16 protein-coding genes are annotated in these 24,029 nt (G+C 44.7%); 13 read left to right on the forward strand and 3 right to left on the reverse strand.

What is annotated here, in order from left to right; genetic code table 11:
- Window positions 1-5: 5 nt before the first annotated feature.
- The 6 genes from BM099_RS09020 to BM099_RS09045 all read left to right on the forward strand — a co-directional run bounded on the left by BM099_RS09020 (window position 6) and on the right by BM099_RS09045 (window position 9,830).
- Window positions 6-1,898, forward strand: a complete 1,893-nt coding sequence (locus BM099_RS09020) for a DDE-type integrase/transposase/recombinase (protein WP_177201129.1) — start codon at window positions 6-8, stop codon at window positions 1,896-1,898.
- Window positions 1,891-2,814, forward strand: coding sequence for a TniB family NTP-binding protein (locus tag BM099_RS09025; protein WP_177201130.1), 924 nt, complete (start codon window positions 1,891-1,893; stop codon window positions 2,812-2,814). Before BM099_RS09020 ends, BM099_RS09025 begins: the two co-directional genes overlap by 8 nt.
- Complete coding sequence (locus BM099_RS09030; RefSeq protein WP_090726986.1) at window positions 2,811-4,178, forward strand: TniQ family protein; 1,368 nt, start codon at window positions 2,811-2,813, stop codon at window positions 4,176-4,178. The genes BM099_RS09025 and BM099_RS09030 overlap by 4 nt, the downstream gene beginning before the upstream one ends.
- A 1,444-nt stretch (window positions 4,179-5,622) precedes the next feature.
- Window positions 5,623-6,099: a hypothetical protein gene (locus BM099_RS09035; protein ID WP_090726989.1), complete on the forward strand. Its 477-nt coding sequence runs from the start codon at window positions 5,623-5,625 to the stop codon at window positions 6,097-6,099.
- Window positions 6,099-9,182, forward strand: a complete 3,084-nt coding sequence (locus BM099_RS09040; RefSeq protein WP_090726992.1) for an HsdM family class I SAM-dependent methyltransferase — start codon at window positions 6,099-6,101, stop codon at window positions 9,180-9,182. Before BM099_RS09035 ends, BM099_RS09040 begins: the two co-directional genes overlap by 1 nt.
- Before the next feature lie 3 nt (window positions 9,183-9,185).
- Window positions 9,186-9,830, forward strand: coding sequence for a hypothetical protein (locus BM099_RS09045; protein ID WP_177201131.1), 645 nt, complete (start codon window positions 9,186-9,188; stop codon window positions 9,828-9,830).
- 519 nt (window positions 9,831-10,349) lie between these two features.
- Here BM099_RS09045 and BM099_RS09050 read toward each other — a convergent pair.
- Window positions 10,350-11,258, reverse strand: a complete 909-nt coding sequence (locus tag BM099_RS09050) for a LysR family transcriptional regulator (protein WP_232348949.1) — start codon at window positions 11,256-11,258, stop codon at window positions 10,350-10,352.
- 107 nt (window positions 11,259-11,365) lie between these two features.
- Here BM099_RS09050 and BM099_RS09055 point away from each other — a divergent pair, with 107 nt between their 5' ends.
- From BM099_RS09055 to BM099_RS09085, 7 genes are all read left to right on the forward strand, one after another.
- Window positions 11,366-13,225 carry an ABC transporter ATP-binding protein gene (locus BM099_RS09055; protein ID WP_090726999.1) on the forward strand — a complete coding sequence of 620 codons (1,860 nt, stop codon included), beginning with the start codon at window positions 11,366-11,368 and terminating at the stop codon, window positions 13,223-13,225.
- 17 nt (window positions 13,226-13,242) lie between these two features.
- Entirely contained in the window at window positions 13,243-14,763 is a 1,521-nt protein-coding gene (locus tag BM099_RS09060) for an ABC transporter substrate-binding protein (RefSeq protein ID WP_090727001.1), read from the forward strand.
- Window positions 14,764-14,772: 9 nt separating this feature from the next.
- Window positions 14,773-15,699 carry an ABC transporter permease gene (locus BM099_RS09065; protein WP_198064115.1) on the forward strand — a complete coding sequence of 309 codons (927 nt, stop codon included), beginning with the start codon at window positions 14,773-14,775 and terminating at the stop codon, window positions 15,697-15,699.
- A 4-nt stretch (window positions 15,700-15,703) separates the two neighbouring features.
- Window positions 15,704-16,531 (forward strand): ABC transporter permease, encoded by an 828-nt coding sequence (locus BM099_RS09070; protein ID WP_090727004.1) that lies wholly within the window; start codon window positions 15,704-15,706, stop codon window positions 16,529-16,531.
- A 68-nt stretch (window positions 16,532-16,599) separates the two neighbouring features.
- The gene (locus tag BM099_RS09075; RefSeq protein ID WP_090727006.1) at window positions 16,600-18,303 is read left to right on the forward strand and encodes a M14 family metallopeptidase; all 1,704 of its coding nucleotides are present in this window, start codon (window positions 16,600-16,602) and stop codon (window positions 18,301-18,303) included.
- Window positions 18,304-18,560: 257 nt separating this feature from the next.
- Window positions 18,561-20,501, forward strand: a complete 1,941-nt coding sequence (locus tag BM099_RS09080; RefSeq protein ID WP_090727009.1) for a ribonuclease catalytic domain-containing protein — start codon at window positions 18,561-18,563, stop codon at window positions 20,499-20,501.
- A gap of 464 nt (window positions 20,502-20,965) precedes the next feature.
- Entirely contained in the window at window positions 20,966-21,172 is a 207-nt protein-coding gene (locus BM099_RS09085) for an AbrB/MazE/SpoVT family DNA-binding domain-containing protein (protein WP_090727012.1), read from the forward strand.
- A gap of 346 nt (window positions 21,173-21,518) precedes the next feature.
- Here the strand turns inward: BM099_RS09085 and BM099_RS09090 are convergent, their stop codons facing one another.
- Both BM099_RS09090 and BM099_RS09095 read right to left on the reverse strand, forming a co-directional pair.
- Window positions 21,519-22,205, reverse strand: a complete 687-nt coding sequence (locus BM099_RS09090) for a response regulator transcription factor (RefSeq protein WP_090727014.1) — start codon at window positions 22,203-22,205, stop codon at window positions 21,519-21,521.
- A gap of 12 nt (window positions 22,206-22,217) precedes the next feature.
- Complete coding sequence (locus tag BM099_RS09095; protein ID WP_090727017.1) at window positions 22,218-24,029, reverse strand: sensor histidine kinase; 1,812 nt, start codon at window positions 24,027-24,029, stop codon at window positions 22,218-22,220.

A 24,029-nucleotide genomic window follows, 5' to 3' on the forward strand; every position in this document is an offset into this window, starting at 1 on the left:
ATCAAATGGCCGTCGTATACGACGACGGCCCTGGCACCGTAGTGACGCGGCATGCACTGCATAATGCACTGGCAAATAATCAGCTGCATGCCGTTGAAGATGAGCCCCCGGCTTTCTTCAGTGAGACACTGTTGGATGAGCAAAAACAGTGGGAATTAACCCGCAAGGTTGCTTATGTTGCAGATGCACAGAAATTACCGAATCACCGATCCAAGCGTGTCATTGAGGGCTCTATGCGCAAAACAGCCCAACGCATTGGTGATTTAAAGCCGCCCAAGAGCTGGAACACCGTTTACAAATGGATCAAAAAAGCTGAAACCATTGGAAAAGACGCTAATCCTAAAATTGGATTAGCGGCGCAGCAACGTAAAAATGATTCTCGCATCTCTGAAGAAGTGGAAAACCTTATGCGGGATGTCATTGACGATGTTTGGATGCAACTAGATCAAAAATCAAGAATGCATGCTTATAAAATATTTCGTCACTATTACTTTGAACACTTCAACGAAGATATTGGGATGCGTATGAAAAGTACATTTTACAACCGTATTAAGCGGCTCTGTCCGATCGACGTCGTAGGAAGCCGAGAAGGCCCCCGGTCTGCAAAAGCGTTGATGCGTGCAGCATTAGATGAAATTCTCGCACATAACATACTTGATTTAGTGCAGTTAGATGCGCTGCACCTGCAAGTTGGCTTGCTAGATGACGATGGCAACTTTCTAGGATACCCGGTCGTTCATTTTGCAATTGATGTTTATTCACGAGCAATTTTAGGGTTTTCAATAGAGATCGGTAGTGAATCAGCCGCCGGCGTCGTTGAGTGCCTGAAGAACGCTTTTCGGGTCAAAATCCATAGCTCGGACCATCCCTACACGGTAAATGTATGGATCATGTTCGGTAAACCCTTCATGGTCGGCAATGATGGCGGCGCTGCATATATGGCACAGACTGTCGGCGGGCTTTTAGCCGCTATGAGGATTCAACGCCAAGCAAATGAGACGAGAACTCCTTGGTTAAATGGCGTTATTGAACGATTCAATGGCACGTGCAGGACTCAATTCGCAGATCATTTACCGGGTTATATTGGTAAACGATCTAACCCGAAAGGCCACGATATCACATTAGAAAAAGCGGCAACCCTCACTCTTTCTGAATTCGAAGAGCAACTTACGCGTTACATCGTCGACGACTACAACCAGGCCCCTCATTCGCATCATTTCGGACGTTCTCCTCATAATGTCTGGGCTGAAGCCGCTGAAATGATGCCGCCGGTTGAACCCGCAGGGCTCGAGTTTGCAATGCGTTTTCGTGGTAATTGGATTGAACCTACATATGACCTTACGAACGGATTACGTATTAAAAACATTTGGTACAACGACGAATGCTTGAAGCAGATATATTCCGATAAAAAAAGGGATCAGAAAAGTGGCCCTATAAAAATGCACTGTTTGTATAACCCTGGAGACATCTCTCAAATCACAGTAATGCACGGGGATGAATTGTTTGTAGTGACCTGCGGACGCACTAAGAACATTCCTGTTTTTGAAGGTATGTCGCTTGCGGAATACGACGCTAAGCGGAAGCGTGCCATCCGGTTAGCAGAAGATGAGAACAATGCGACTAACTCGCATGTCGATTTTGGTGTATGGCAGCATACTCAGAGCAACGCTGAGGCATCTCCAGTCAAGCCTAAGCCATCAGGTGTCACAAGACGTCAACCTCAGGCTCCCGTAACTGAAAACACGAAAACAGTGCAGGCAGTCCAAATTGCGCAGCATCAGCAGCTCCCGACGGAACCCGAGCAAGATATTGAAGCCGACGAGGATGATCAAATTTCAACGAATCCGTATGCACTAGCCATTCAGCAGTCTAAAAATGGAGAACCTAACGATGAGTAATCTCACTCTGGCGATGAAAAACAAACCTGAAACGATCAATTTTGAGGAAGGGACAGTGGAACACCCGCTGTTTGAACAAGCGTTGATGGCAATCAACAGTATTCATCGCACGCACAGCAGTAATGCCAAAGGGATGATACTCACCGGAGAACCTGGACTCGGAAAGACACGCTTGATTCAGCATTACCGAGACCTTGTCGGCCGGATAAATGATGATATCAGGGATTATCGAACTGTATTGATTGTCGAGACCCCTGCTATTCGCCGCGTCAGAGACTTCTACGAAGCTATGCTTGATGCACTGGGTGAATCTGATCCCAGCGCAGGAACGAACGGTGCAAAAAAAGACAGAATTAAACGACTGTTCGATACACAAGGAGTTGAGCTGGTGGTGTTTGATGAAGCTCATAACCTTTTGCCGGGCCGAGGTGAAGGCTTAACTAGCACCATCGCCAATACCATTAAAATGCTGATGAACTTGCTCAAGCGGCCAATGATTATGGCGGGTGAGCCTGATACCGTAATTTTGAAGAATGACCACCCGGCCATAAAGAGTAGGTTTTCAGGTGTATTTACGATGGCAGCGATGAATTGCTCGACACCAGAGGATATTAAGTATTTTCAGAACTACTTGAAGGAAATAGAGCTGCTCATGGTTGTGCCTACCATTCCTCTCAATGGTGAAATCATGGTGTTAAGAATGTATCTCGCGACGGGTGGAATACCCCGGGAAATTAGAAAATTGATTGTATCAACGATGGAGTTTTCTGATCTGAGTCAGCGATTAACATTAGAAAATTACGCCTTGGGGTTTGATATTGAAGGCTCTAACCCTCTGGGATTAAAATTCAATCCGTTCCGCGCCCAAATGAGAAAAGTTCGTAATTATTTGGCTAATAAGGCTAAAAAATTATGAAGTTATCAGTCAGAGATAGACCGTTGCCTGGCGAGTCTTTTGCCGGATACCTAATACGATTGGCAGACTATAACGGCCGCAGAACGGTTAATGAACTACTGGGGCCGATTGGACTCGATGAAAAAGCCAGCCTTTTCGCTAGTCATCAGCAGGCAATGGAGCATGCGTGCCAGCTGATAGCTCCGATGATCAATTACCCTGTTGAGAGTTTAGTTAACCACTTTCAAGAGCAGTTTATTAATTCCTGGGTATTTAATGAAACTCGTAAAATCAGGAGTATAACGCTGTCACAGCCCCGAATTTGTATACAATGTTGTGTCCAGGCTGAAGAACCATTTATCCATAATCATTGGGCTTTACTTCCCGTCACTCATTGCACGCAACATTCAAGTGTACTGATAGATTCCTGCCCTGGTTGTAATACACAACTTGAGTGGACATTTGACATATTTCGTACATGTAATGCGTGTGGCCTTGATTGGCATGACCACACCACTGAGATTTCTAATATTCCATTTTGGCAACAGGAATTTGAAACACTCCTCCAGATTAATAAAAATGAGTTACTTGATTGGCTTGATTCCTTCTGCGAAAAAGTTATCAAGTCTGCACGGCCTCTTGATCAATACCACGATGCAATCTATTCAATCCCTGCACAAACGACTAATATTCTAGCTCTCGTTAAGCAAGCGTATGATCCTGATCAGAAGCAGATGGAATGGCCTCCTGAAGGATTCGTTAAAGCTCGTCGTCTTAAATTACAAGATACCATTAATCAACATATCCGACAGGACGGCTTTGCTCTTGCTCTTGGGATAAAACCAGTTGATGTAACCAGTTTGGTGCAATCGAACTTGATCACGCCAATCTATAATTCGCCTGTCGTGCGAGATATGCTTTTTAACATAAGGGATGCTGATAGGCTAATCAAGAATGTGAAGGTGATTGATTCCTGCCCTGAGGGATATATCGAAGTCAGTGCGGAATCTGGGTTATTGGGATTATACGATGCAAAATATGGGCAGTTACTTTCAAAGGCAGTTGTTGATGGATCTGTATACCGATTTGTATATAGCAATAATCTCAATTGTATCTATGTTGAGAAAAAAAGGCTGGTTAGCCACCTAGAATCTTTACTGGAAGAGAGTTGTGCAGGGTTAATACCCATTCAGCGCGCCTTGCGTATTTTGCGAATATCGCGGGATGAACTGACCGCTCTGATTAAAAATGGCACCCTTCGGCTTGGACGGCATAGCAGTACGGCCAACCGAATTATTGGAAGCTCTCTTTGGGCCTTTATCAATACTTCTCATTCATCTCTTACAAGAAGACAAAATCGCCTTAAATCTTTTGGTATCAGATAACCCCTATTTGATACATTGTCACAGGCCTTAATTCCCTTCCCTTCCCTTTTCTTATGCTTCATCCCTCTCTCTATTATTTGCCATCCCTTTTATTAAGTGTTATTTTATTAACAATTGTAAATAAAACCAACTAACTGATTTTTTTAGAGTTTTCGGTAAAGTTTACGCTTTAATTGGAAAAAAGGTTGAAGTTTACGCTTGAGCTCTTCAACTTCTAAATTGAGTTTGGAAACACCTCCTCTCTAGCCCCCGCAGAATCTATAAACCGAGTTTACGTAAAGTCTGGAATTCACATGTTGTAGGTTTTGATTTCACCTGCAATTTTTTCCACCGATGTGAAACTCGCATTATTGTGTATTCAATCCTCCTTCATCAGTTGTCCATTGAAATTAGCGTACGCCTCATTCATGGTGACAAAGCCCACTCGTGCGGAGAGTCGCTAAGAATTATTTTTTGTGGGTAATCTACCGCTCTATGAGATCTGAGACGCTAGTTTCAAAGCACAAATTCCCTACGGACAGCTTCGAAGAATAGTTTTTCCTGGATAATATGATGCTGTGTGAAATGTGACATCGCTTGTCTATCCGGCTAATTTGTCACGATTCGATACACTGGGCTTCTAAGGATTTCCCTCAGCGTCTGTCGGAAATGTCACCTAGCTATACGCAGACTAAACGCTTCTGTTTTTTCGTGACTGATGCGGAGAGTTTCGAAGAATGTTTTTTCCAGACTAATCACCATTAGATGTAACGTGCATTTGGCTTGTCATCTATCGACGCCATGCTAGAAAACACATTAAAAATGTAATTAATATGTATTATGTATCGATATATATGTACTTTTAATACAGATTTAGGTTTTGTATGCCTTCTTATGTTACCTATTATCATGATGGTTATTTATAATTTTGGATTAGCATATTAAACACTTAAAGTGCGTAATTTACTGTTGCTAGCAGTATTTCCATCTGAGTGACACACGGCTTTTTAGAGTTGCTAATGAACTTTATCTTGCAGCTATGAGTATTTAGTTATGTTAATTATCGATAAATCATTATAAATAACTGATATTTAAGTAATTTTTTAATATTTTCCATGAAATAAGAAGTTGCATATTAGGAAGTGGATTGCTTCTTTATCCTATCACCGGTCACCCTTGTATTCTCCCCTGCTCTATTAGCGCGTTATGTGGAAATAGGAGAAATCACAAAATAAATATAGAAGCCAAGGATGATGTGTTTGATTTTCTATAGCCAGAAGGAAAAAACGCAAGTTAATACAGGCTGCTTTTAACTCGCTGTACGTGAAATCTGGCAGCTGTCGACCCGAAGCTGACATCATTGCATTTGTCTTTCGATCATGTCTGACCCACATCAGTCATCAGTATTGACTTGTTGTTAACAACATAATAATCTGTTGTTAACAACAAGAATGGATTCATAGCAATGCAATATTCACCGGGGCAGTTACGTAAAGCAGTAGGTCTTAGCCCTGAAGCATACAGACATTGGAAGACAGTACTGCCTTCACTTTCTTCGATCAATGGTCATTCAGCTAAGTTTCTTATAGGTGACATACTGGCCATAGCGATTCTAAAGCGCTTGACTGATATTTGCTCAATAAAAATAGGAAGCTTATCTGGCATATCTGAAGCTTTGTTTGATTTGTGTAACAGCGTATCTCTCGATGAGCTGGAACCTCTGATCCTTCTGATTGATTTGAAAAACAACACTTGTTCAACGTCACGATTACTAGACAAACAAATTAGTGCAGATGTGCTAATTGTTATCCCTCTCGTAGTTGTCATAGATGAATTGCGTGCTGACATAATGGAAATGCAAAATGAATATGCCCAAGGACAACTAATATTAGCAATGCCGTCCTCTAGCGCTGATCACTTAGTGGTAAGTGAGGGTAGATAATGGGCGCTCAAAGACAAATTGAAATTCCTTCTGAATGGATCGAAGCCTTTGGTTTCGAAAACAGAAGTGCTCCTGAAGTATATTTCCCAAGCGATGCTGTAGCAGGATCATCTCATGCGGGGGCGATAAGGGATTCGTTTGAGAAAATTGGTTTGTCTGCACTGTTTTGTGTACAAGGCGTGCCAACTTTTGCTTACTTGGTTCAAGATCAGTATGACCAAGCTGAAGTAATGCAAATCCACGCAAAATTATGGAATCAAGGCCTAGCGAGCGCTTTACTTGTCATTACGGGCGATACGCTCAGGTTCTTTTCACTTGCTAAGTTGCCTGTTCGAACCTCTGATGAAGACTTTGAAGGTAGTTGTCTCATTGAAGCCCTTAAATTAAGCGAGAAAACATTAAGAATAAAGAGCCTTATTTCTGGGGCTGAGACGGGCAGGCTGTGGCAGGAACATAAGGAGTTTTTTAAGCTAAACGAACGAGTTGATTATTACCTGCTAAAAAATCTGATTCTATCTCATGATGAATTGGTAAAAGATTTGGATACGGATTCTGCACAAGCACTTCTTATGCAGACCATGTTCATTTCATATCTTGAAGATAGAGCCATCATTACTGAGAAATATTATCAGTCTATCTTTGATGGGAAATCTTCTTCTCTAACTGATGTTCTTTCATCTGGCAAAACATCCAATTTGGAGCGGTTGTTTAAAGTCCTAGCAAGGGACTTCAACGGAAATGTTTTTGTCTCGCCGAGTTCATTTGATTCAAAGAAAAACAAAGTTAAAGTAACGGAATGTCATCTCAACATACTGAGCCGCTTTAGATCAGGCAACGAAGATATGGAAAGTGGCCAAAGGAGTTTTTGGGGGTATAACTTTCAATATATACCTGTTGAGCTTATTAGCGCTGTTTATGATCGGTTTTTAGGTGAAAAGGAAAGTGAAAGAAGAGACTTGGGTGCTTATTATACTCCTATGTTTCTTGCCGACACGGTAATGGCTCAGCTCTGGGATAGTATTTCTGAATCCGTTAAAAAATCGGGACGTTTTTTAGACCCTGCATGTGGGTCAGGCGTTTTTTTGGTCAGGTCTTTTCAGCTCCTATGTGAGCAGTGGAAGCAGTCTAGGGATGTACAAGCAGTACAATGGTCTAATTTGTGCCTAATCCTAGAGCGGGTTCATGGGTGGGATATAAATGGAAGCGCGGTACGTGTTGCTATTTTTTCATTATACATTGCTCTTTTAGAGCAAGTTTCTCCGCCGGATATAAAAAAGCTGATCAATAAAGGAAAAATGCTTCCTGATCTATGGGGAAAAACCTTAATAGAACAAGATTTCTTTGCAGCCTCATCTGATTCCGCTCATCAATATGATGTGATAGTTGGAAATCCTCCTTGGGCGAGTAGAAGAAATCCAAATCGAAAATCTATCAAGTGGTGTAAAGACAATCAATGTCCAATGCCGGGTAATGAGGATGCATGGGCATTTACATGGAAGTCTCTCAATCATGTAAAGAAAGGAGGTTTGATTTCGTTTTTAGTGCCAGCAATGGGATTTCTTCATAACCCCAAGTCATTTAATGCCAGAGCGCTTTTTGTAGAGAAAGCAAAAATAGCTCGGATTATAAATTTCTCGGATTTGCGTTTTCAGTTGTTTGGAGGAGCTACAAGTCCGACAGCCTTGGTTATATTTGGAGAAAATACGTCGCCTTCAGACGTTTACAGCATCGAATATTGGACGCCAAAAGCAGATTTAAACTTACAGCTTAAGAGAAATATAACTATTTCGAGTCGTGATCGTGTGTCTATTTCCTCGAATGAAATTAAACAAGACTACTTTTCGCTAAAATCTCGATTATGGATGCGACCAGTAGACCAGAAGCTATATAAGTATTTGTCCTCTTTTGAAAGGTTAGGGGATTTTATAAAGCCATTTAAAAGCTCTAATCACGCAGCGAATGAAAAAGACGTCGGCTGGTTTATTGGTCAGGGGTTTCAGCCCTTTAATGATGGGCGCTCATCAACAATCCCTCATATAAGTGATGAGGTAGTCAAATATCCATATTTGCCTGTTCAGTCACTGGAAATGCTGTATCAAAAATCGCCAACGCTAAAGCCATGGTCTTCAACACATGTAAGGCGGAAGGGATTTGAAGCTTCATATGGGCAGAAGAAGATTTTAATCTCAAGAGGGGTGGGGACTTCTCAGATGAGATTGAAGGCTGCGTATTGTGATAGCCCAATGGTATTTCAGCACATACTGATGGCAGTAGTTTTTCCCGAGCGCGAAAGCAAAAAGGCCAAAGTTTTAACTGCTTATTTGAATAGTAAGCTTGCTCTATGGTTTGCTTTTCATGGGACCGCATCATTTGGTTCAGGTAGGCCAGAGGTTCAACAATCTGAGCTTCTAAAGTTGCCATTTCCTTCTTCGGAAGCGCTGGATGACTCTGGAAAGGAAATTGAAAAAGAAATTGTTCAAATAATTGATGGATTTAAAGAAAAATCATCAAAAATGCTTTCTTCAGAGAATGAAGTTCAACATTGTTTGGAGAAAATTGATGCACTGATGTATCAATATTTTGGGCTCTCTGGCGAAGAAATTTCAATTGTAGAGGATACAGTAAACTACATTATTCCTGCCTCTCAACCCCATCAAAATACCGTTCCGTATATATGGGGAGCTACTAACAAAGATAATAGAGAAGAGTACGCCCGAAGTTTAGTTTCGGAATTAGAAAACTGGCTCGACCAGAGCGATGGTATAACTGCCTGCTTATTGGGAAAGAGTGAAGACTTTGGTCTTCTGGAGTTGGCAATAGCCAATTCTAATAACAATGAGAAGATGGGATACCAAGAGAAGCAGCTTGATCTGAAAGAAGTCATAAAAAAACTCGCTAGTTCGGCAAATATAGAGTTGCCAGGAAACTTTACTCTTATTCCAGATTTTAGATTATTCATAGAAAATAGACTCTACCTAGTGAAGCCGCTCAGTAGATTGCATTGGATGAGATCTTCGGCATTAGAAGATGCAGATGCAATTGTAATGGACATCCAGTCATATCTGGTCGCAGAGAAGGATTAAGTTTTGCAGATGTCGCAAGGGAATATGACTCAGTGGATAAAGCGGTTTCGAGGTGTAGAGCAAAGATTCACACAGAGAATTGCCGTTCATTGGCCAGAGTGTAGAAAGGCGCTAAGTTCAAGCTCTGAGGAAGATGATATTACTAACAATCTAGTGCATAGACTATGCAAAGATCCGGTTGTTAGACGTATTGGCTGGCCCGAGGCGCAGTTTGTTCCTTTTGAGCCTATCGCAGATACAGAGGCTGTGGAGGGTAAAGGGTATATAGATATAGCCGTTATTATAGACCAAGACAGGGATGTGTATTTGGCTTATGAGTGCAAAAGGCTGAACGTCATTCACAAAGGAAAAAGATCATCTTTGGCAACAGTTTATGTGACCGAAGGTTTGAATAGATATATTACTCAGCAATATTCTCGTTTTCTCCCAATGGCCTGTATGCTCGGATATGTCATGGATGGGCAGGAACTGTATGCAAAGAAAAAGGTAGAGGCGTCAATAGCAGCAAATTCCGATAAAGGGACTTTGAAATCTGGGCCGATTGATATAGATGATACTGTGCCTTGCAAACGATTTCAGACAACACATGTCAGAAAGGACGGGTCGGATTTTGATGTAAAGCACACGCTGCTATCCTTTGAATTGTAATCAAATGCTTGATGCTCATTCTTTAACAGTTCTAAATTAAATGTCCGCTTTTGGAGCTGTTGGTTAGCTGATTCGATGCCACATTAGCAATATCTGAAATTCCGCTTTTGGCACTAACCTGCCGTGCTACATTTAAAAACGAAGACTTTTTCAATCCCAAAGGCCCATAGAACCTAGAATCTTTGAATTCAGGCAAAACGAATTGTCTTCGTTTTAATTCCGATAGTCTTCGTTATAATTCCTTAAATACATTCGGCAACGGCATCACCGAAATCTTTTCCTGGCCCATGCCCGTCGTAAGTTCTTCGATCAGCACCAGGCCGCTGACGTAATAAACAGCTCATTCAGACGCCTGAGAATAATCGAGAGACACTCTTCTTTTTAATCCTTGGCCTTGTCGGAGCCAATATCATTACTGGGGTCTAAACCATAAGCCGTTAAATATATAAACCGTATAAAAAAATCACTCAACATATCCAAAGCTGCACAATGCAAAACCTACCCCCCTTTCACCGTAAATCAGCCAGCAAACTCAGGCATACCCCGCGCCACTTTCTTAACCGTCTCAGCAAATGAGAGCACTGATGGATGATGTTGTTTGCCGTTTGGAAATGCCAAGTCATAGCCATAACTAACAATAGGTTCAAAGGGGCGGGTAATCACACCTGATCCCGCCCATATACGTGCCGAAAAAGGCTCTATCACGGCAACAGCCATACCCGCCGCAATCAGAGAGTACCCGGTATGCGCCGCATCAATTTCAAAGGTCTTTTTAACCTGAGCACTCACACCTTTAAGGCTATCATTCAGTTTATTCCAATAATTGGGATGCTTATCCGAGATCACAGACAAGATGGTTTCGCCAATTAAATCTTCCGGCCTGATCACTGATTTTGCTGCTAAGGGATGATCATGGCGCGCCGCAAAAACATAGCGTGCATCACCAATAGGCTCACTGTTAACTCCTATTAAACCCGGCAGTTGTAGGCCAATGGCGATATCAACCGCATTCGATTGTAACTTAGTCACTAACGGGCCGATATTGTCCGTGTAAATAATCACACTCTCTTCAGGGTGATACTTTTTGTGCTCCATCATGGCCAAAGGTAATAAGGACGCCGCTAACGATGGCGTACATGAAATTTTTAATTGCAGCGGTTGCTTGGTGCGAATCTGTTCGGCTAGCGCTGTCAGTCTATCAAGCCCCAAAAAGCTTTCATCTACCGCACTGAAGAACTCAGTGGCTTCCTGCGTAGGATTCAGCCTACCGTTGCGCCGATCAAACAGCGCAAAGCCTAAGGCATATTCCAGATCACTAATTAGCCGGCTAATCGCAGGCTGTGACACATTCATTTCAAATGCCGCTGCCGATGTTGTGCCGCACAACATGACATAACGAAACGCTTCAATCTGTCTAAATCTCATCATAATTCAATAACATTAGGTTATAGTTAATTCGACAATATGAATGGATATTAACTTTTTAACTGGATAAAGTGAAATGGAAGATCAATTTTTCAAACTAGGACGGATGCATGACTTCATTGTTGACCCCCATTCTCGACGTTCGAAATCTAACGCTGGCTTTTGGTAAAATGCCGGTTGTTAATGACCTCTCATTCACTGTCAATCAGGGGGAAACATTAGCGATTGTTGGTGAGTCTGGTTCTGGTAAGTCGATGACCTCCCTAGCCATTATGGGTCTCTTGCCTCACATCGGTGGCCGGGTAGACAGCGGCTCGATTGAGTTTAAGGATGAGGGTAAAATACATGAGCTAACCAGCTTATCCGATGATGACTTTCGACGCATTCGCGGTAATGACATCGCGATGATCTTTCAAGAACCCATGACCTCCCTCAACCCCGTCTTTTCCATTGGCAGCCAGATTACCGAAGCGCTTGAACTGCATCGCGGTCTAAAAGGTGCTGAGGCTGAAAATGAAGCCGCCCGTTTACTCGACTTAGTACGCCTCCCCAATGCAAAAGCACAACTCAAACGCTATCCGCACCAACTCTCCGGCGGAATGCGCCAACGGGTGATGATTGCCATGGCGGCTTCCTGTAATCCAAAACTACTGATTGCCGATGAGCCAACCACCGCATTGGATGTGACGATTCAGGCTCAGGTGTTGCAGATCATCAGGGACATGCAGTCTGAACTCAATACCGCCGTTATTTTTATCAGCCATGACATGGGTGTTGTGGCGGAGATGGCCGACGATATTATCGTGATGAAGCGTGGCGATATGATTGAGAGCAATAGCGCACAAGAAATCATACTCAGACCCGGTACCGACTACACGCGCCAGCTAATGGCTGCGGTACCCAAAATTGGTGCAATGACCGGTAAATCCGCACCGGAAAAGTTTGACCTGATTGGCCAGTCGGAACAGGCAGGTTCGAGCGGAAAGCCCGAAACCGCTCAGCAAGCTGAACCGACAAGCAAGCCAGACAACAAGCCTTTTGATAACGATGATTCCCCTCTGGTCTCCCTTAAGAAAGTCACCACGCACTACCCTATTCGCTCTGGTTTTTGGGGAAAGGTACGCCACCGTGTGCATGCCGCTGAAAGTATTTCCTTCGATATCTATGCGGGCGAAACAGTGGCGCTGGTTGGTGAGTCTGGCAGCGGCAAATCCACAGTCGGGAAAACACTGCAACAATTAGTCACGCCCGCAGGCGGGGAAATTCTGTTTCGCGGACAAGAGATGTTATCTGCACCGCCAGAGGTTCGTGATCGTTTTAAACGTGAAATTCAATACGTTTTCCAAGACCCTTACGGCTCACTCAATCCACGTAAAACCATTAAAGCCAGTTTGTTAGAACCCATGTATCACCACGGTCTGGTATCTGACCCGGCACGTCAGGTGGCCGAGCTGTTGGAGTCCGTCCAACTACCGGCGGAATTTGCGTCTCGCTATCCCCACGAGTTTTCAGGTGGTCAGCGTCAGCGCATTTGTATCGCCCGTGCATTGGCCTGCAAGCCACAACTGATTATTGCCGACGAAGCGGTATCCGCCTTAGATGTATCGGTGCAAGCCCAGGTCGTAAACCTGTTAATGGACCTACAGAAAGAACGCGGCCTGTCTTATCTGTTTATTAGTCACGATATGGCAGTAGTCGAACGTATCAGCCATCGTGTTGCAGTGATGTATTTAGGTCAGATCGTTGAAATGGGCACACGCCAGCAAATATTTGAAAATCCACAACACCCTTATACACAGCGCCTGTTATCAGCAGTCCCTATGATGGACCCACTACGTAAACCACAACGCCCAATACTGGATGTTGAAATCCCCAGCCCGATTCGGGCCATCGAGAACCCACCTCTCATACACACCTATCGAGAGATCAACATTGGCCACATCGTTGCTGAAAACCTTGTGCTGTTTTAACCACCCAGGAGAAACTCATGCTAAAACACCATTCACTCAAAAAACTTGCGCTTGCCACACTATTAGTGGTCAGTTCATCGTCAGTTTGGGCAGACACGTCATTGACGGTTGCTCAACGTCAGGATCCCAATAGTTGGGACCCGATTGATACCTTTTTAGTGGCTTGGTCATCAGCCGGCGGTAGTCTGTTCGATGGTCTGGTACTCAGAGATGAAAACCTCAAGCTTCAGCCTGGGCTGGCAACAAGCTGGGAAATCTTAGAAGACGGCTTGCGCATGCGCTTTAAACTGAGCGAAGGCGTTAAATTCCATAATGGTGAAGATTTCAATGCAGATGCCGTCAAGTTTACCTTTGACCGCTTACTGGGTGAGGAAGGCGCTAAGGGGCCGCAACGCTCTAATTATCTGAGCATTAAGTCAATTGAAGTGGTTGATGATCACACCGTCGATTTTGTGATGAATGCTCCTGACCCTGTCATGCTAACTAAGCTGGCTGGCTATGGCGCAATGATCGTTCCACCTAAGTACATTACGGAAAAAGGCGACGCTCATTTCAATATGAATCCGGTTGGTACCGGACCATTTAAATTCAAGTCATACACTCAGGGCGACAAGCTGGAGTTGGTGATCAATCCGGACTATTTTGGTGGAAAGCCAAAGCTCGATAATCTGACTTATCGCTTTATCCGTGAAGATGCTACGCGTTTAGCAGAATTACAGGCGGGTCGTGTCGATGTCGTGCATGATATTGCCTTTAGTGCCATTCCGACCGTAAAAGAAAACGATAGCATCGAGATTGTTTCAGTCGCTGGCCCTAGCATTATGAGCTACCAGTTCAACACCAAAGCGGGCATTACCAAAGACCTGAAAGTGCGTCAGGCGATTAATATGGCAGTCGATAAAAAGGTACTGATTGATGCGTTTCTTGGTGGATACGGTACCCCGATTGATAGCCTGCAAGGCAAATTATCCTTCGGTTATGACCCTGACTTAAAAGGCTACCCATTTGATCCTGAAAAAGCCAAGCAATTGCTTAAAGAAGCCGGCGTAAAACCTGGTACAGAAATCACTATTGATTACCGTGCAAACAATGCAGCAGTCGGGGAAATCTCGCAAGCAATGACCTCCTTCCTGCAAAATGTTGGTTTAAATGCCAAGTTGAAGCCAATTGAAAGCAGCGTTTTCCTTAATGACATCGTGCCAAAGGGTAAAACGGATGAGCTGTTCCAGTTCACATGGGGCGGTTGGACATTTGACTTTGATAATACGGCATACCTGATTTACCACGATGGCGAGCGCTGGAATCCATATGGCACATCTGAGGAAATGAATAAGTTGCTAGAAGCGCAACGCAGCATTGTTGATCAGGATGAGCGCCTGAAGATCTTGCGTCAAGTCGGCCAATTAGCACATGACAATGCCTACCACCTGCCGCTTTACAATGAAGATACGATTTATGCTGTTTCGAAGAAAGTAAAAGGCTTCGTGCCTGCACCTGATCGTCGTATGCGTTATCTGACCACCACAGTTGAGGAGTAATCGATAATCATGCCGATTGTATCTTATTTTATTAAGCGATTTTTACAGGCGGCGTTTGTTGTGGTTGTCGTGTCATTGTTGGTGGCGTTTGCCATCCGCATGACCGGCGACCCGGCCATGATGATGTTGGGAGAAAGCGCCAACATTACTGAAGCTGACCTTCACAATATCCGCGAGCAGATGGGGCTGAACCGTCCTTTTCTGGTGCAGTATTGGGGCTTCATGAGCGGCTTGTTCAGTGGTGATCTTGGCGACAGCTTCTTCCGAGGTGCGATTGCTCCGCTGATTTGGCAGGCCATGAAAGCAACCATGCTACTGGCAATCATCTCACTGGGTGTCTCCATGTTGATCTCGCTGCCACTGGGGATTTATGCGGCTCGCCATAAAAACTCATGGGGTGATCAGTGCATCCGGATTCTCTCGCTGACCGGCTTGTCCTTCCCAAACTTCTGGTTAGGCATCATGTTGATGCTGCTGTTTTCCGTCACTTTGAAGTGGTTGCCGGTATCAGGATTTTCCGGTGCATCATCGCTGATTTTACCCGCGCTCACCATTGGCATAATCTTAACCGCCAGTAACTTGCGCATAATCCGCAGCGCCATGTTGGAAGTATTGAACTCGCAATATGTGATGGTGGCACGCGCCAAAGGTTTGAGTGAGCATCGGGTAATTTACCGTCATGCACTACGTAATAGCGCCATCACCATTATCACTTATCTGGGCTTGCAGTTTGGGGCGTTGATGGGCGGATTGGTCGTGGTTGAACTGGTGTTTAACTGGCCCGGCATGGGCACCTTAGCCATCGAATCCATTGCGCAACGCGACTACCCCATTTTACAAACAGTGGTTACCGTTCTGGCGATGCTGATTGTATTTGTTAACCTGTTGGTGGATGTAGCATACGTCATGCTCGATCCCCGTATTCGTTTGGAGTAAGACTATGCGCGCATTATTTCGCTTTGAATTTTTGGCTGGCCTTGTCTTGTTAACGCTGGTGGGTGGTGCGGTTGCTTTATCACCCTGGTTGTTTCCGGACAGCGGTAAAACCATGGACTTTCTGGCTCGCCTGACACCGCCCTTCGTTAATGAGGCTCATTGGTTGGGTACTGATCCCATGGGCAGGGACATTCTGGAACGCGTAGTCGTTGGCGGCAAGATCTCGTTTATCGTGGGTATTTTCTCAGCCTTAGGCGCGGTCACATTGGGGACGGTTATCGGCCTGCTGGCAGGTTACTACCGTGGCTTTTGGGATAGCTTCCTGATGCGCTTTGCCGACATCCAGTTAGCGCTGCCGTTTATTCTGTTAGCCATTACGGTGATTGCTATTATTGGCCCGGGCCTTGATCGTATTGTTATACTAATGATTGTCGCGCAGTGGGTTCAGTATGCCCGATTGGTTCGTGCTTCCGTCTTAAGTTTACGCGAGGCGGAATATGTACAAGCCGCCAAGAGTTATGGTCTGCCGGATCGGAAAATCATCTTCGGTCATATCCTGCCGAACGCGATGGGACCGTTGATTATTCTGGCCACGTTAAATGTCGCCAATAATATTCTCCTGGAAAGCAGCCTGACATTTTTAGGTCTGGGGATTGATCCTCTCACCCCAAGCTGGGGCGGCATGCTGGCTGATGGACGCAACTACATTCAGACCGCACCGTGGATTACCATCTTTCCGGGATTAGCGATTATGTTTACCGTTTTAGGCTTAAACTTGCTCGGCGACTGGCTGCGTGATTACCTTGATCCTTTAGGTAAAACCAACACTTAAATCTACTTCAATACGTCACTCGTATTTGCGCGGGTGGCGCTTCTCTTTCAGCAATCCCGGTATTACTCATGAATCGTACGTACATCCGTACCTTGTATAACTTGCCCTCTGACACCACTGAAGCTTGGTTATTTGAATCACATGAGGCGCGCCTAAGCGTTGAAAAGGCGTGGGCTCAACAAGGCAAAACCATCAAACTCCACAGTGCCTACAAGTCTTTGTTACACCGTCTACTTGAAAGCCAACAGCTTGATAGCACCAATGACATTCTGATCAGGTACCCTGTTATCGCGAGTGACTTACCACAACGTTTTCGTCTGGAGTGTTACCCGCTCACTGACTTGTTCGAAGGGGAAGTTAGCTTTGAAGCACTGGAACAAACAATTAAACAAGGCGAATTGCCCTTTTACGAAGTAGTCACAAAAACAGAAACACTGCGACTTCCCGTGCCTGTCCGCTTGGTAAACAGCCTGAGTCAGAAGCGCCAGCTCATTGCCTGTGGCTGGGTAATTAATCAGCAAGGGGAAGGACGCTATCTGCCTACCGAATTTGATGAACTTTATAACGATGCTTGTCAGTATTTATCTGACATCCCGCTCCAACCGCTTCATCAGCACCAAGCAAACGGCCCCTTTTTTGAGCGTCTAACGCTGCGTATTGGTTTACCGATGCAGGATGTTAAATTACCTGTCGGTGATGAAGCCATCTCGTTAACTGAGGCTATGCATGAGGATATTTATTTCTCTGCCATAGAAATATTCCAACATCGTTTAGGTCTGCCAGCCAACGACAGAAGCTTAATGCCGGGACAGATCGTACCGGAGGTTGTTTATGCTGAACAGCCGAGCCTGAGCATAACAAACGAAAGCGGCTCGCCTGATGCTGAGGAAATCGGTACCACAACGCTCACTACAGGTTTAGATCAGGTTGAGCATTGGCTAACACCCCTGCAAATTTCAGCACAACTAAGCCAATTAGACGGCCAGTTATTTGCAGTAACATCGCGTCAGGGTCGTCAGGTAGAGGGCTGTGCAGTCCTTAATGGCTCATCAGTAAAACTGGCCATTTCCGGCGGACAACATTCGAATGAAAGCAGTGGTATTGTTGGCGCATTACGTGCCGCCTGTACCTTAAAAGCACAAGGCAATACGGATTTTACCGTGTGCCCCTTAGAAAATCCCGACGGCTATGCCCTCTTCCGCCAGCTCTGCCAGTCCAACCCAAAACATATGCACCATGCCGCACGTTACACCAGTGCAGGTAATGATTTAACCTACGGCACGGACTATGAATCATTGATTCGCGGTGAGGCAAAACATCATTTATCAGCGGATGTGCATGTGAATTTACATGGCTATCCGTCACACGAGTGGACACGTCCGCTGTCTGGCTATGTGCCGGAAGGTTTTGCAACGTGGACGATCCCCAAAGGCTTTTTTGTTATTTGCCGTTATAACCCCGGCTTTAAAGCAAAGGCAGAAGCCATGTTGCATGCCGCCATTGATGCAGTCGCTGGTTTTGACCTTCAGAGGCAACAGAATATTCAGATGCTGACACGCTTTTTAAGTACTGTGGAAAATGCAGGCTTTGAAGTCGCCCATGGCGCTGTGCCTTACATGATTAACGAGTATCACAAGACCGATTACCCGATAGAAATCATTACCGAAGCGCCGGATGAGACGGTTTATGGGGAAGCGTTCAGGATTGCGCATGAGAGTCAATATCGGGTGGTTTTGGCGATTGCTGAAGCATTAAGAGCGATGAGTCACTAGGTTATCATTTACCCCTTCTCAGCTCTCTGCCAAATCACATAACTACCGGCTGCATACGGGGATTCCGGGGACAGTTTACTTAATTCCGTAAAGTAGGCTTGGTTAAGTAAACTGTCCCCGTAATTTTCCCCGTAATTCCGTACCGATAGCTTCGAAGTATGGTTTTTTGGGGATAAAGTACTCCTCGATGTAACGGGCTATTCTAGATCTATAAAGAATGTAATAAAAGTACTAAAAGTGGCAAAAACTGGAGGGGTATGTTTATATCATCTTCTTTAAAAAAAGTGTCAGTATTACGTATGTCAGAGTTTAAAATAGGCGCATTGGTTTACTATAAAAGTAAAGCTGCAAGAGTAGATGCCATTGGTGATAAGGATGACAAGATTGAAATTTCAATCTTAAAAACAACCAAACGGGTGCGTAATAAAGACATCAAACTGTTACACCCTGGTCCGGTAGGCGATATTTCTACTCTCGATATTGAGTTGCCTGATCCTCCTGAAACCTTAAGTGAAACATTGGAATTACTCGAAGAAGAAGCGGTCTCCCTGAGTGAATTATCTGATTTTCTATACGGGGAATTTTCTCCGCAAAGCGCATGGTCTAGCTGGATGCTGGTGATGGATGGCCTTTATTTTGAATTGCTTGCTGATGAAAACGCGAAAGATGCTGGAGAGGATCTTATAAAGGCTCGGCCGCAAGAACTCATCGCTGCTGATAAAGAAAAACGAGAGTCGCGGGTTCAACAGCAAGAAGCCTGGGATACATTGATCAAGCGCATAAGCAATGGTCACATTGAAGAAACAGATTACCCCCAGCTTATTGAGGTTGAACAGCTAGCCTGTGGTGAGCGGGAAAATAGCCGAATCTTAAAAGCAGCTGGTATTCAAGAGACCAAAGAAGCCGCGCATGCGCTGTTAATTAAACTCGGTTATTGGCCACAAGAATACAACCCTTGGCCGCGTCGCATGGGGGTCACCATGAGTAATCCTGAGATAGCCATTCCTGAGGCAGTTGAAACCAGTCGACGTGATCTGCAACACTTACAGGCTTGGGCGATTGATGATGTCGGCAATCAAGATCCTGATGACGCAATCTCATTGGAAGGAAACCGTTTATGGGTACATATCGCTGATGTTTCCTCACTGGTAATTCCAGGTTCTGAGTTGGATATTGAAGCGCGTTCTCGCGGCACCAACGTGTATTTGCCTGATCAGACCATTCATATGTTGCCGTCAGGCATCACACAACAACTTGGACTTGGCTTGCAAGAACAAAGCAATGCTCTCTCTATTGGCTTTACTATTGGAGAAAATGGAGAAATAGAAGATATAGAACTCTGTTTTTCATTACTTCAAGTTACCCGAACCACCTACGACGATGCCGACAAGGAGTTGGACAGCACATTTATTGAATTAAAATCAGTGACAGATCGTTTTCATCAACGCCGAATCAATAATAACGCCGCAATGCTGGATTTACCCGAGGTAAACATCAGTGTCGATAATGGAGAAATTTCGATACGTCCTTATAGGCAAGGTGGAAGTCGTAAGATAGTCACAGAGGCGATGCTGGCGGCGGGTGAGGCCGTGGCATTATTTGCGCATAAAAATAACATCCCGATTCCCTATGCCTATCAACCCGAACCCGTAGAAATTCAGCATCCGCAAAAAATGTCCGAGCATTATGCATACCGGCGTTGTTTTAAGGCATCCCGGCATACTACAGAACCGGCTGCACACTTTGGGCTTGGACTGCCAATTTATACACGGGTAACCAGCCCTATCAGACGCTATCTGGATTTAATCGTGCACCAACAGCTCAGGGCATTTTTAACGCAGCATTCACAACAACCACAACGTCCTCTGCTGGGCCACGAGGAGCTTGTAGAAAGGATCGGTCTGGCGGATGAAGCATCATTTGCAGCACGTAAAGCTGAACGTAATTCTAATCAGCATTGGACCATGCTCTACCTTAATCAATATAAAACGAAGCAAGGCGAAGGCAATGGTAATTGGCAAGGAGAAGCAGTCGTCGTTCTGCACGATGAGCGAAAGACTACAGTTATTTTGCCAGACCTTGCTATAGAGCCTAAGTTACAACGTCAGGATAATACTGAATTAGATCAATCGTTAACAGTACAAGTGCAATCTGTGAACATTCCAGAACTACGGGCATTTTTTCGTGTAGTTAATTAACGCATTGAGAACAGCACCTCCTGGAGCATTCGGCAAAATACTTAGATAATAGCCGGAAAAATACCCAGGGTTCAGCTAGAAAAGAGTACCGACAAGTTAACTGCATCACCCACACCAGAATCGAGCGAGAAGCCTTAAGCAATCGCTTTTCTCCATTCATTAAACGCACCTTCCCTGAAATTTCGATAGCTCGATGCTGAAACCATCCCCCTACCAAGGTTGAAAAGGTTATGAACCACTGCATGAACACTTAAAAATCTCTGCGCCTGATCTATTGATTTAAATCATCGCATACTGGATGATTTCTGACGGAAAACGATGGCGTTTGTACTTAGACAGGGATGAATTCATCTTTGAATTATCTCGTAGCTCGTGTTAATTTGACAGTACCTTATTTAGTGAGTTACGTTTTTTAAATGACGACTGTCGTTTCAAATGTACGCTTATAAAAGAGGAGTACAATCATGATTGAGCTTAAGATACTACCTGTCGGCACTGGGTTGGGGGTGGAATTACCACCTGAAGTCCTCAAGCATCTGGAGGCCAATGATGGAGAGTGCATCTTCCTTGAATATATGTTTAATGGCAGCTATAGGCTGGCAAAACATGACGAGGAGTCTGTTGAGCAAATGATGTTGGTCGATGGACAAATGCATGAGGAAGATGCTTGAATGGTAAACTGCTTAGAGTGATAGTCGAACATGAGACAAAATATGGGGGAGTCGAACGAGCATACTATTGGAATTGTATCGACAAGTTAACTTCATCACCCACACCAGAATCAAGCGAGAAGCCCTAAGCAGTCTCTTTTCTCCATTCATTAAACGCACCTTCCCTGAAATTTCGATAGCTCGATGCTGAAACCGTCTCCCCTACCAAGGTTGAAAAGGTTTTGAACCACTGCATGAACACTTAAAAATCTCTGCGCCTGAGCTATTGGCCATTACGGGGACAGTTTACTTAATTCCTTAAAATAGGTTTGGTTAAGTAAACTGTCCCCGGAATTCCTGAACAACACTAATTATCAAACCTATAACCTATTCCATGTACCGTGCTGATAATTCGGGGCGTTTTGGGGTTCAGTTCAATCACCTTACGCAGTTTGGATATATGCTGATCCAAGGTACGGCTGTTAGCAAAATAATCCCGCCCCCAGCAATGATTAAACAATGCATCGCGATCTACCACCTTACCCCGCTGTTCAAACAGCAATCGTAGTATTTTCAAATCCCTTAAGCTTAGCTCTATTACCTGATTATTTCGCAGCGCACGTAGTTCTGATGGCCTGATTTGAAGGTCATCCATAACAAAGCAGTCATTTTCAATTATACCAGCAGCCGGACGCAAAGCTCTCCGTGCTACCGCCCGAATCCGGGCGATAACTTCGCGGCTACCGAAAGGCTTTTTAATATAATCATCGGCGCCTAGCTCTAATCCAAGAACCTGATCGATCTCTTCTGATTTTGCAGTAATAAAGATCACTGGGAGTTGCTCATTATGCTGGCGAATGCGACGACAAACCGAATAACCGTCTTGCTTAGGCATCATGATATCCAGCAACACCAGAGTAGGCTCATGTTGCAGATACAACTTCCACGCCTCATCTCCATCTGCCGCTTCTATACATTCATAACCTTCAGACTCGAGTAAAGTCGCCAGACCTTGGCGAATATGTAAATCATCTTCAGCAATTAACAGTTTCATAACGCTTTCCGTCTAGTCATCCGGTTTATCAGCCATCATTGTTGATACTGCCTTCGTTGTTGTTAACGCAATGGGCGTAAACAAGGTTAGTAAAAAGCTGGCTCCCGATACATCCTCCGTCGGGGCTGACTGCTCCACAATCAAGTCACCCTGATGAGCCCTGGCCAAGTCACGCGCTAGCCCCAGCCCTATACCAGTACCACTAACGCCCTCAGTCAGCTTGTCGCTGCCTCGGTAAAATGGTTCGAACAATCTTTCAGATTCATTTGCGGGTACACCCGGGCCAAAATCGCTAATCCGGATATAGCTATATAAGCTATCTGAACTCTCTTTTTGCCAGCTACTGATATCAACAAACTGTCCATCCGCTGCATACTTTTCACAGTTACTCAGCAGGTTATTTAAAATCTGTTCCAACACTTCACTGTCAAAATGGCATAACTGGCTAGCTTTACCGACAAAACGTATCTTTAATTTTCGTGAGTTCAAAACCGGCGTAAATAGCTCAACAACCTGCTCTATACATTTATCAACTACACCTTGTTGATACCTGATGCTCGCGCCCTCACGCTTCAACCGTGAGAAGCTCAGTACATTTTCAATCAGACGCGACAACCTGGCGGCTTCACTTCCAATCACTCCCAGATAACGCTGTGCAACCACCTCCTCCTCGGGTAGTTCCTGCTCAAGCATCTCAGTATATAAACGAACATTGGTAAGGGGGGTTTTCAGCTCATGAGAGACCTGGTTTACAAAATTTACCCGTTGTTCTGCCACTCTTAGCTCGCGGCTATGTTCGCGATATAGCAAATAAGCCAGAGTAGACAAACCTATGGCTAGTAAGAGTAATAATGCGAACAACCCCAGCCAACCCGTTATCAGCGTCGGTAAGCCAGCGGTATAGTAATCAAGATGCCAACTGGCCAAAGGGTGACTCAAAAACAGGGTCTGCAACGGTTTCTTGCCAGCTTCTGCCTCTGGGCCAGCGTCTTGACTCCCCCAGCTATAGGCAAGCTCACCTCGGTCATTAATAAGGCGAATTTCACTGTCATTTTCCTGTTCAGCGTTGACACCGGAGCCTGCAACAGAGCTAGACGGTAATAAGCTAATCAAATCAGATAGAAGGCGTGATAAATTCAGAGCAAAGCCGACAATGTTACCGTCGCTATCTTGTAACCAGAAGATCTGTTGCAACCCCGCTTCAGCGTACCAAGCAATCCAACCATGAGGCCTGTCTGCTGCGTGCTCTTTTACAGATGTAGATAACTCCGAAATTGAAGAATCCGCACTGAAACCCGCTTTTTCAGAGACGGAGCTGCTCAACCTGGCACTCTGTATCTCATCATTTCTCGCTCCGGAATAACGCTGATTAGCAACACGCTGAGGAGGAGCCGGGTCCAGAACAGGCATAGTAAAACGCTCGGGCTCGCTCAACAGATGACGGGTTAATTCTACAAAATCCTGCTCTTGCTGATTCAACGGCTGATCTTGAGGGGGATAGCGTCTTTCTCCGCTCTTGGATAAGACAAAAACTTGCTTTACCACAGCCGACTGGCTAATGAAATTGCGCACGCTATCAACGTTATAATGCCCTTCTGTTTCCCGCTGCAATGATGCTGCCCGAAGGATGAAATGCTGTTGCAGCCGGGAAAAATGTTCTTGAAACTGCTGATCAATACTCTGTAATCGACTGGTTACCAGATTGCTTAATTGATGTGCCGCTACCTGTTGTTGATCCAGTTGAAAACGAACGCCAAACCACGCTAGCAACAATAGTGGCAGTGCAATAATGACAGCTAGAATTAGCGGCGTTCGTCTTTTCAC

Source organism: Neptunomonas qingdaonensis (assembly GCF_900113275.1).
Classification (GTDB): domain Bacteria; phylum Pseudomonadota; class Gammaproteobacteria; order Pseudomonadales; family Balneatricaceae; genus Neptunomonas; species Neptunomonas qingdaonensis.

Excerpts from the sequence above, each read along its gene's own strand:
- BM099_RS09025 (WP_177201130.1), top strand. The coding sequence starts at position 1,891 with ATGAGTAATCTCACTCTGGCGATGAAAAACAAACCTGAAACGATCAAT.
- BM099_RS09035 (WP_090726989.1), top strand. The coding sequence starts at position 5,623 with ATGCAATATTCACCGGGGCAGTTACGTAAAGCAGTAGGTCTTAGCCCT.
- BM099_RS09085 (WP_090727012.1), top strand. The coding sequence starts at position 20,966 with ATGATTGAGCTTAAGATACTACCTGTCGGCACTGGGTTGGGGGTGGAA.
- BM099_RS09060 (WP_090727001.1), top strand. The coding sequence starts at position 13,243 with ATGCTAAAACACCATTCACTCAAAAAACTTGCGCTTGCCACACTATTA.
- BM099_RS09040 (WP_090726992.1), top strand. The coding sequence starts at position 6,099 with ATGGGCGCTCAAAGACAAATTGAAATTCCTTCTGAATGGATCGAAGCC.
- BM099_RS09090 (WP_090727014.1), bottom strand. The coding sequence starts at position 22,205 with ATGAAACTGTTAATTGCTGAAGATGATTTACATATTCGCCAAGGTCTG.
- BM099_RS09055 (WP_090726999.1), top strand. The coding sequence starts at position 11,366 with ATGACTTCATTGTTGACCCCCATTCTCGACGTTCGAAATCTAACGCTG.
- BM099_RS09065 (WP_198064115.1), top strand. The coding sequence starts at position 14,773 with ATGCCGATTGTATCTTATTTTATTAAGCGATTTTTACAGGCGGCGTTT.
- BM099_RS09020 (WP_177201129.1), top strand. The coding sequence starts at position 6 with ATGGCCGTCGTATACGACGACGGCCCTGGCACCGTAGTGACGCGGCAT.
- BM099_RS09080 (WP_090727009.1), top strand. The coding sequence starts at position 18,561 with ATGTTTATATCATCTTCTTTAAAAAAAGTGTCAGTATTACGTATGTCA.
- BM099_RS09030 (WP_090726986.1), top strand. The coding sequence starts at position 2,811 with ATGAAGTTATCAGTCAGAGATAGACCGTTGCCTGGCGAGTCTTTTGCC.
- BM099_RS09070 (WP_090727004.1), top strand. The coding sequence starts at position 15,704 with ATGCGCGCATTATTTCGCTTTGAATTTTTGGCTGGCCTTGTCTTGTTA.
- BM099_RS09075 (WP_090727006.1), top strand. The coding sequence starts at position 16,600 with ATGAATCGTACGTACATCCGTACCTTGTATAACTTGCCCTCTGACACC.
- BM099_RS09050 (WP_232348949.1), bottom strand. The coding sequence starts at position 11,258 with ATGATGAGATTTAGACAGATTGAAGCGTTTCGTTATGTCATGTTGTGC.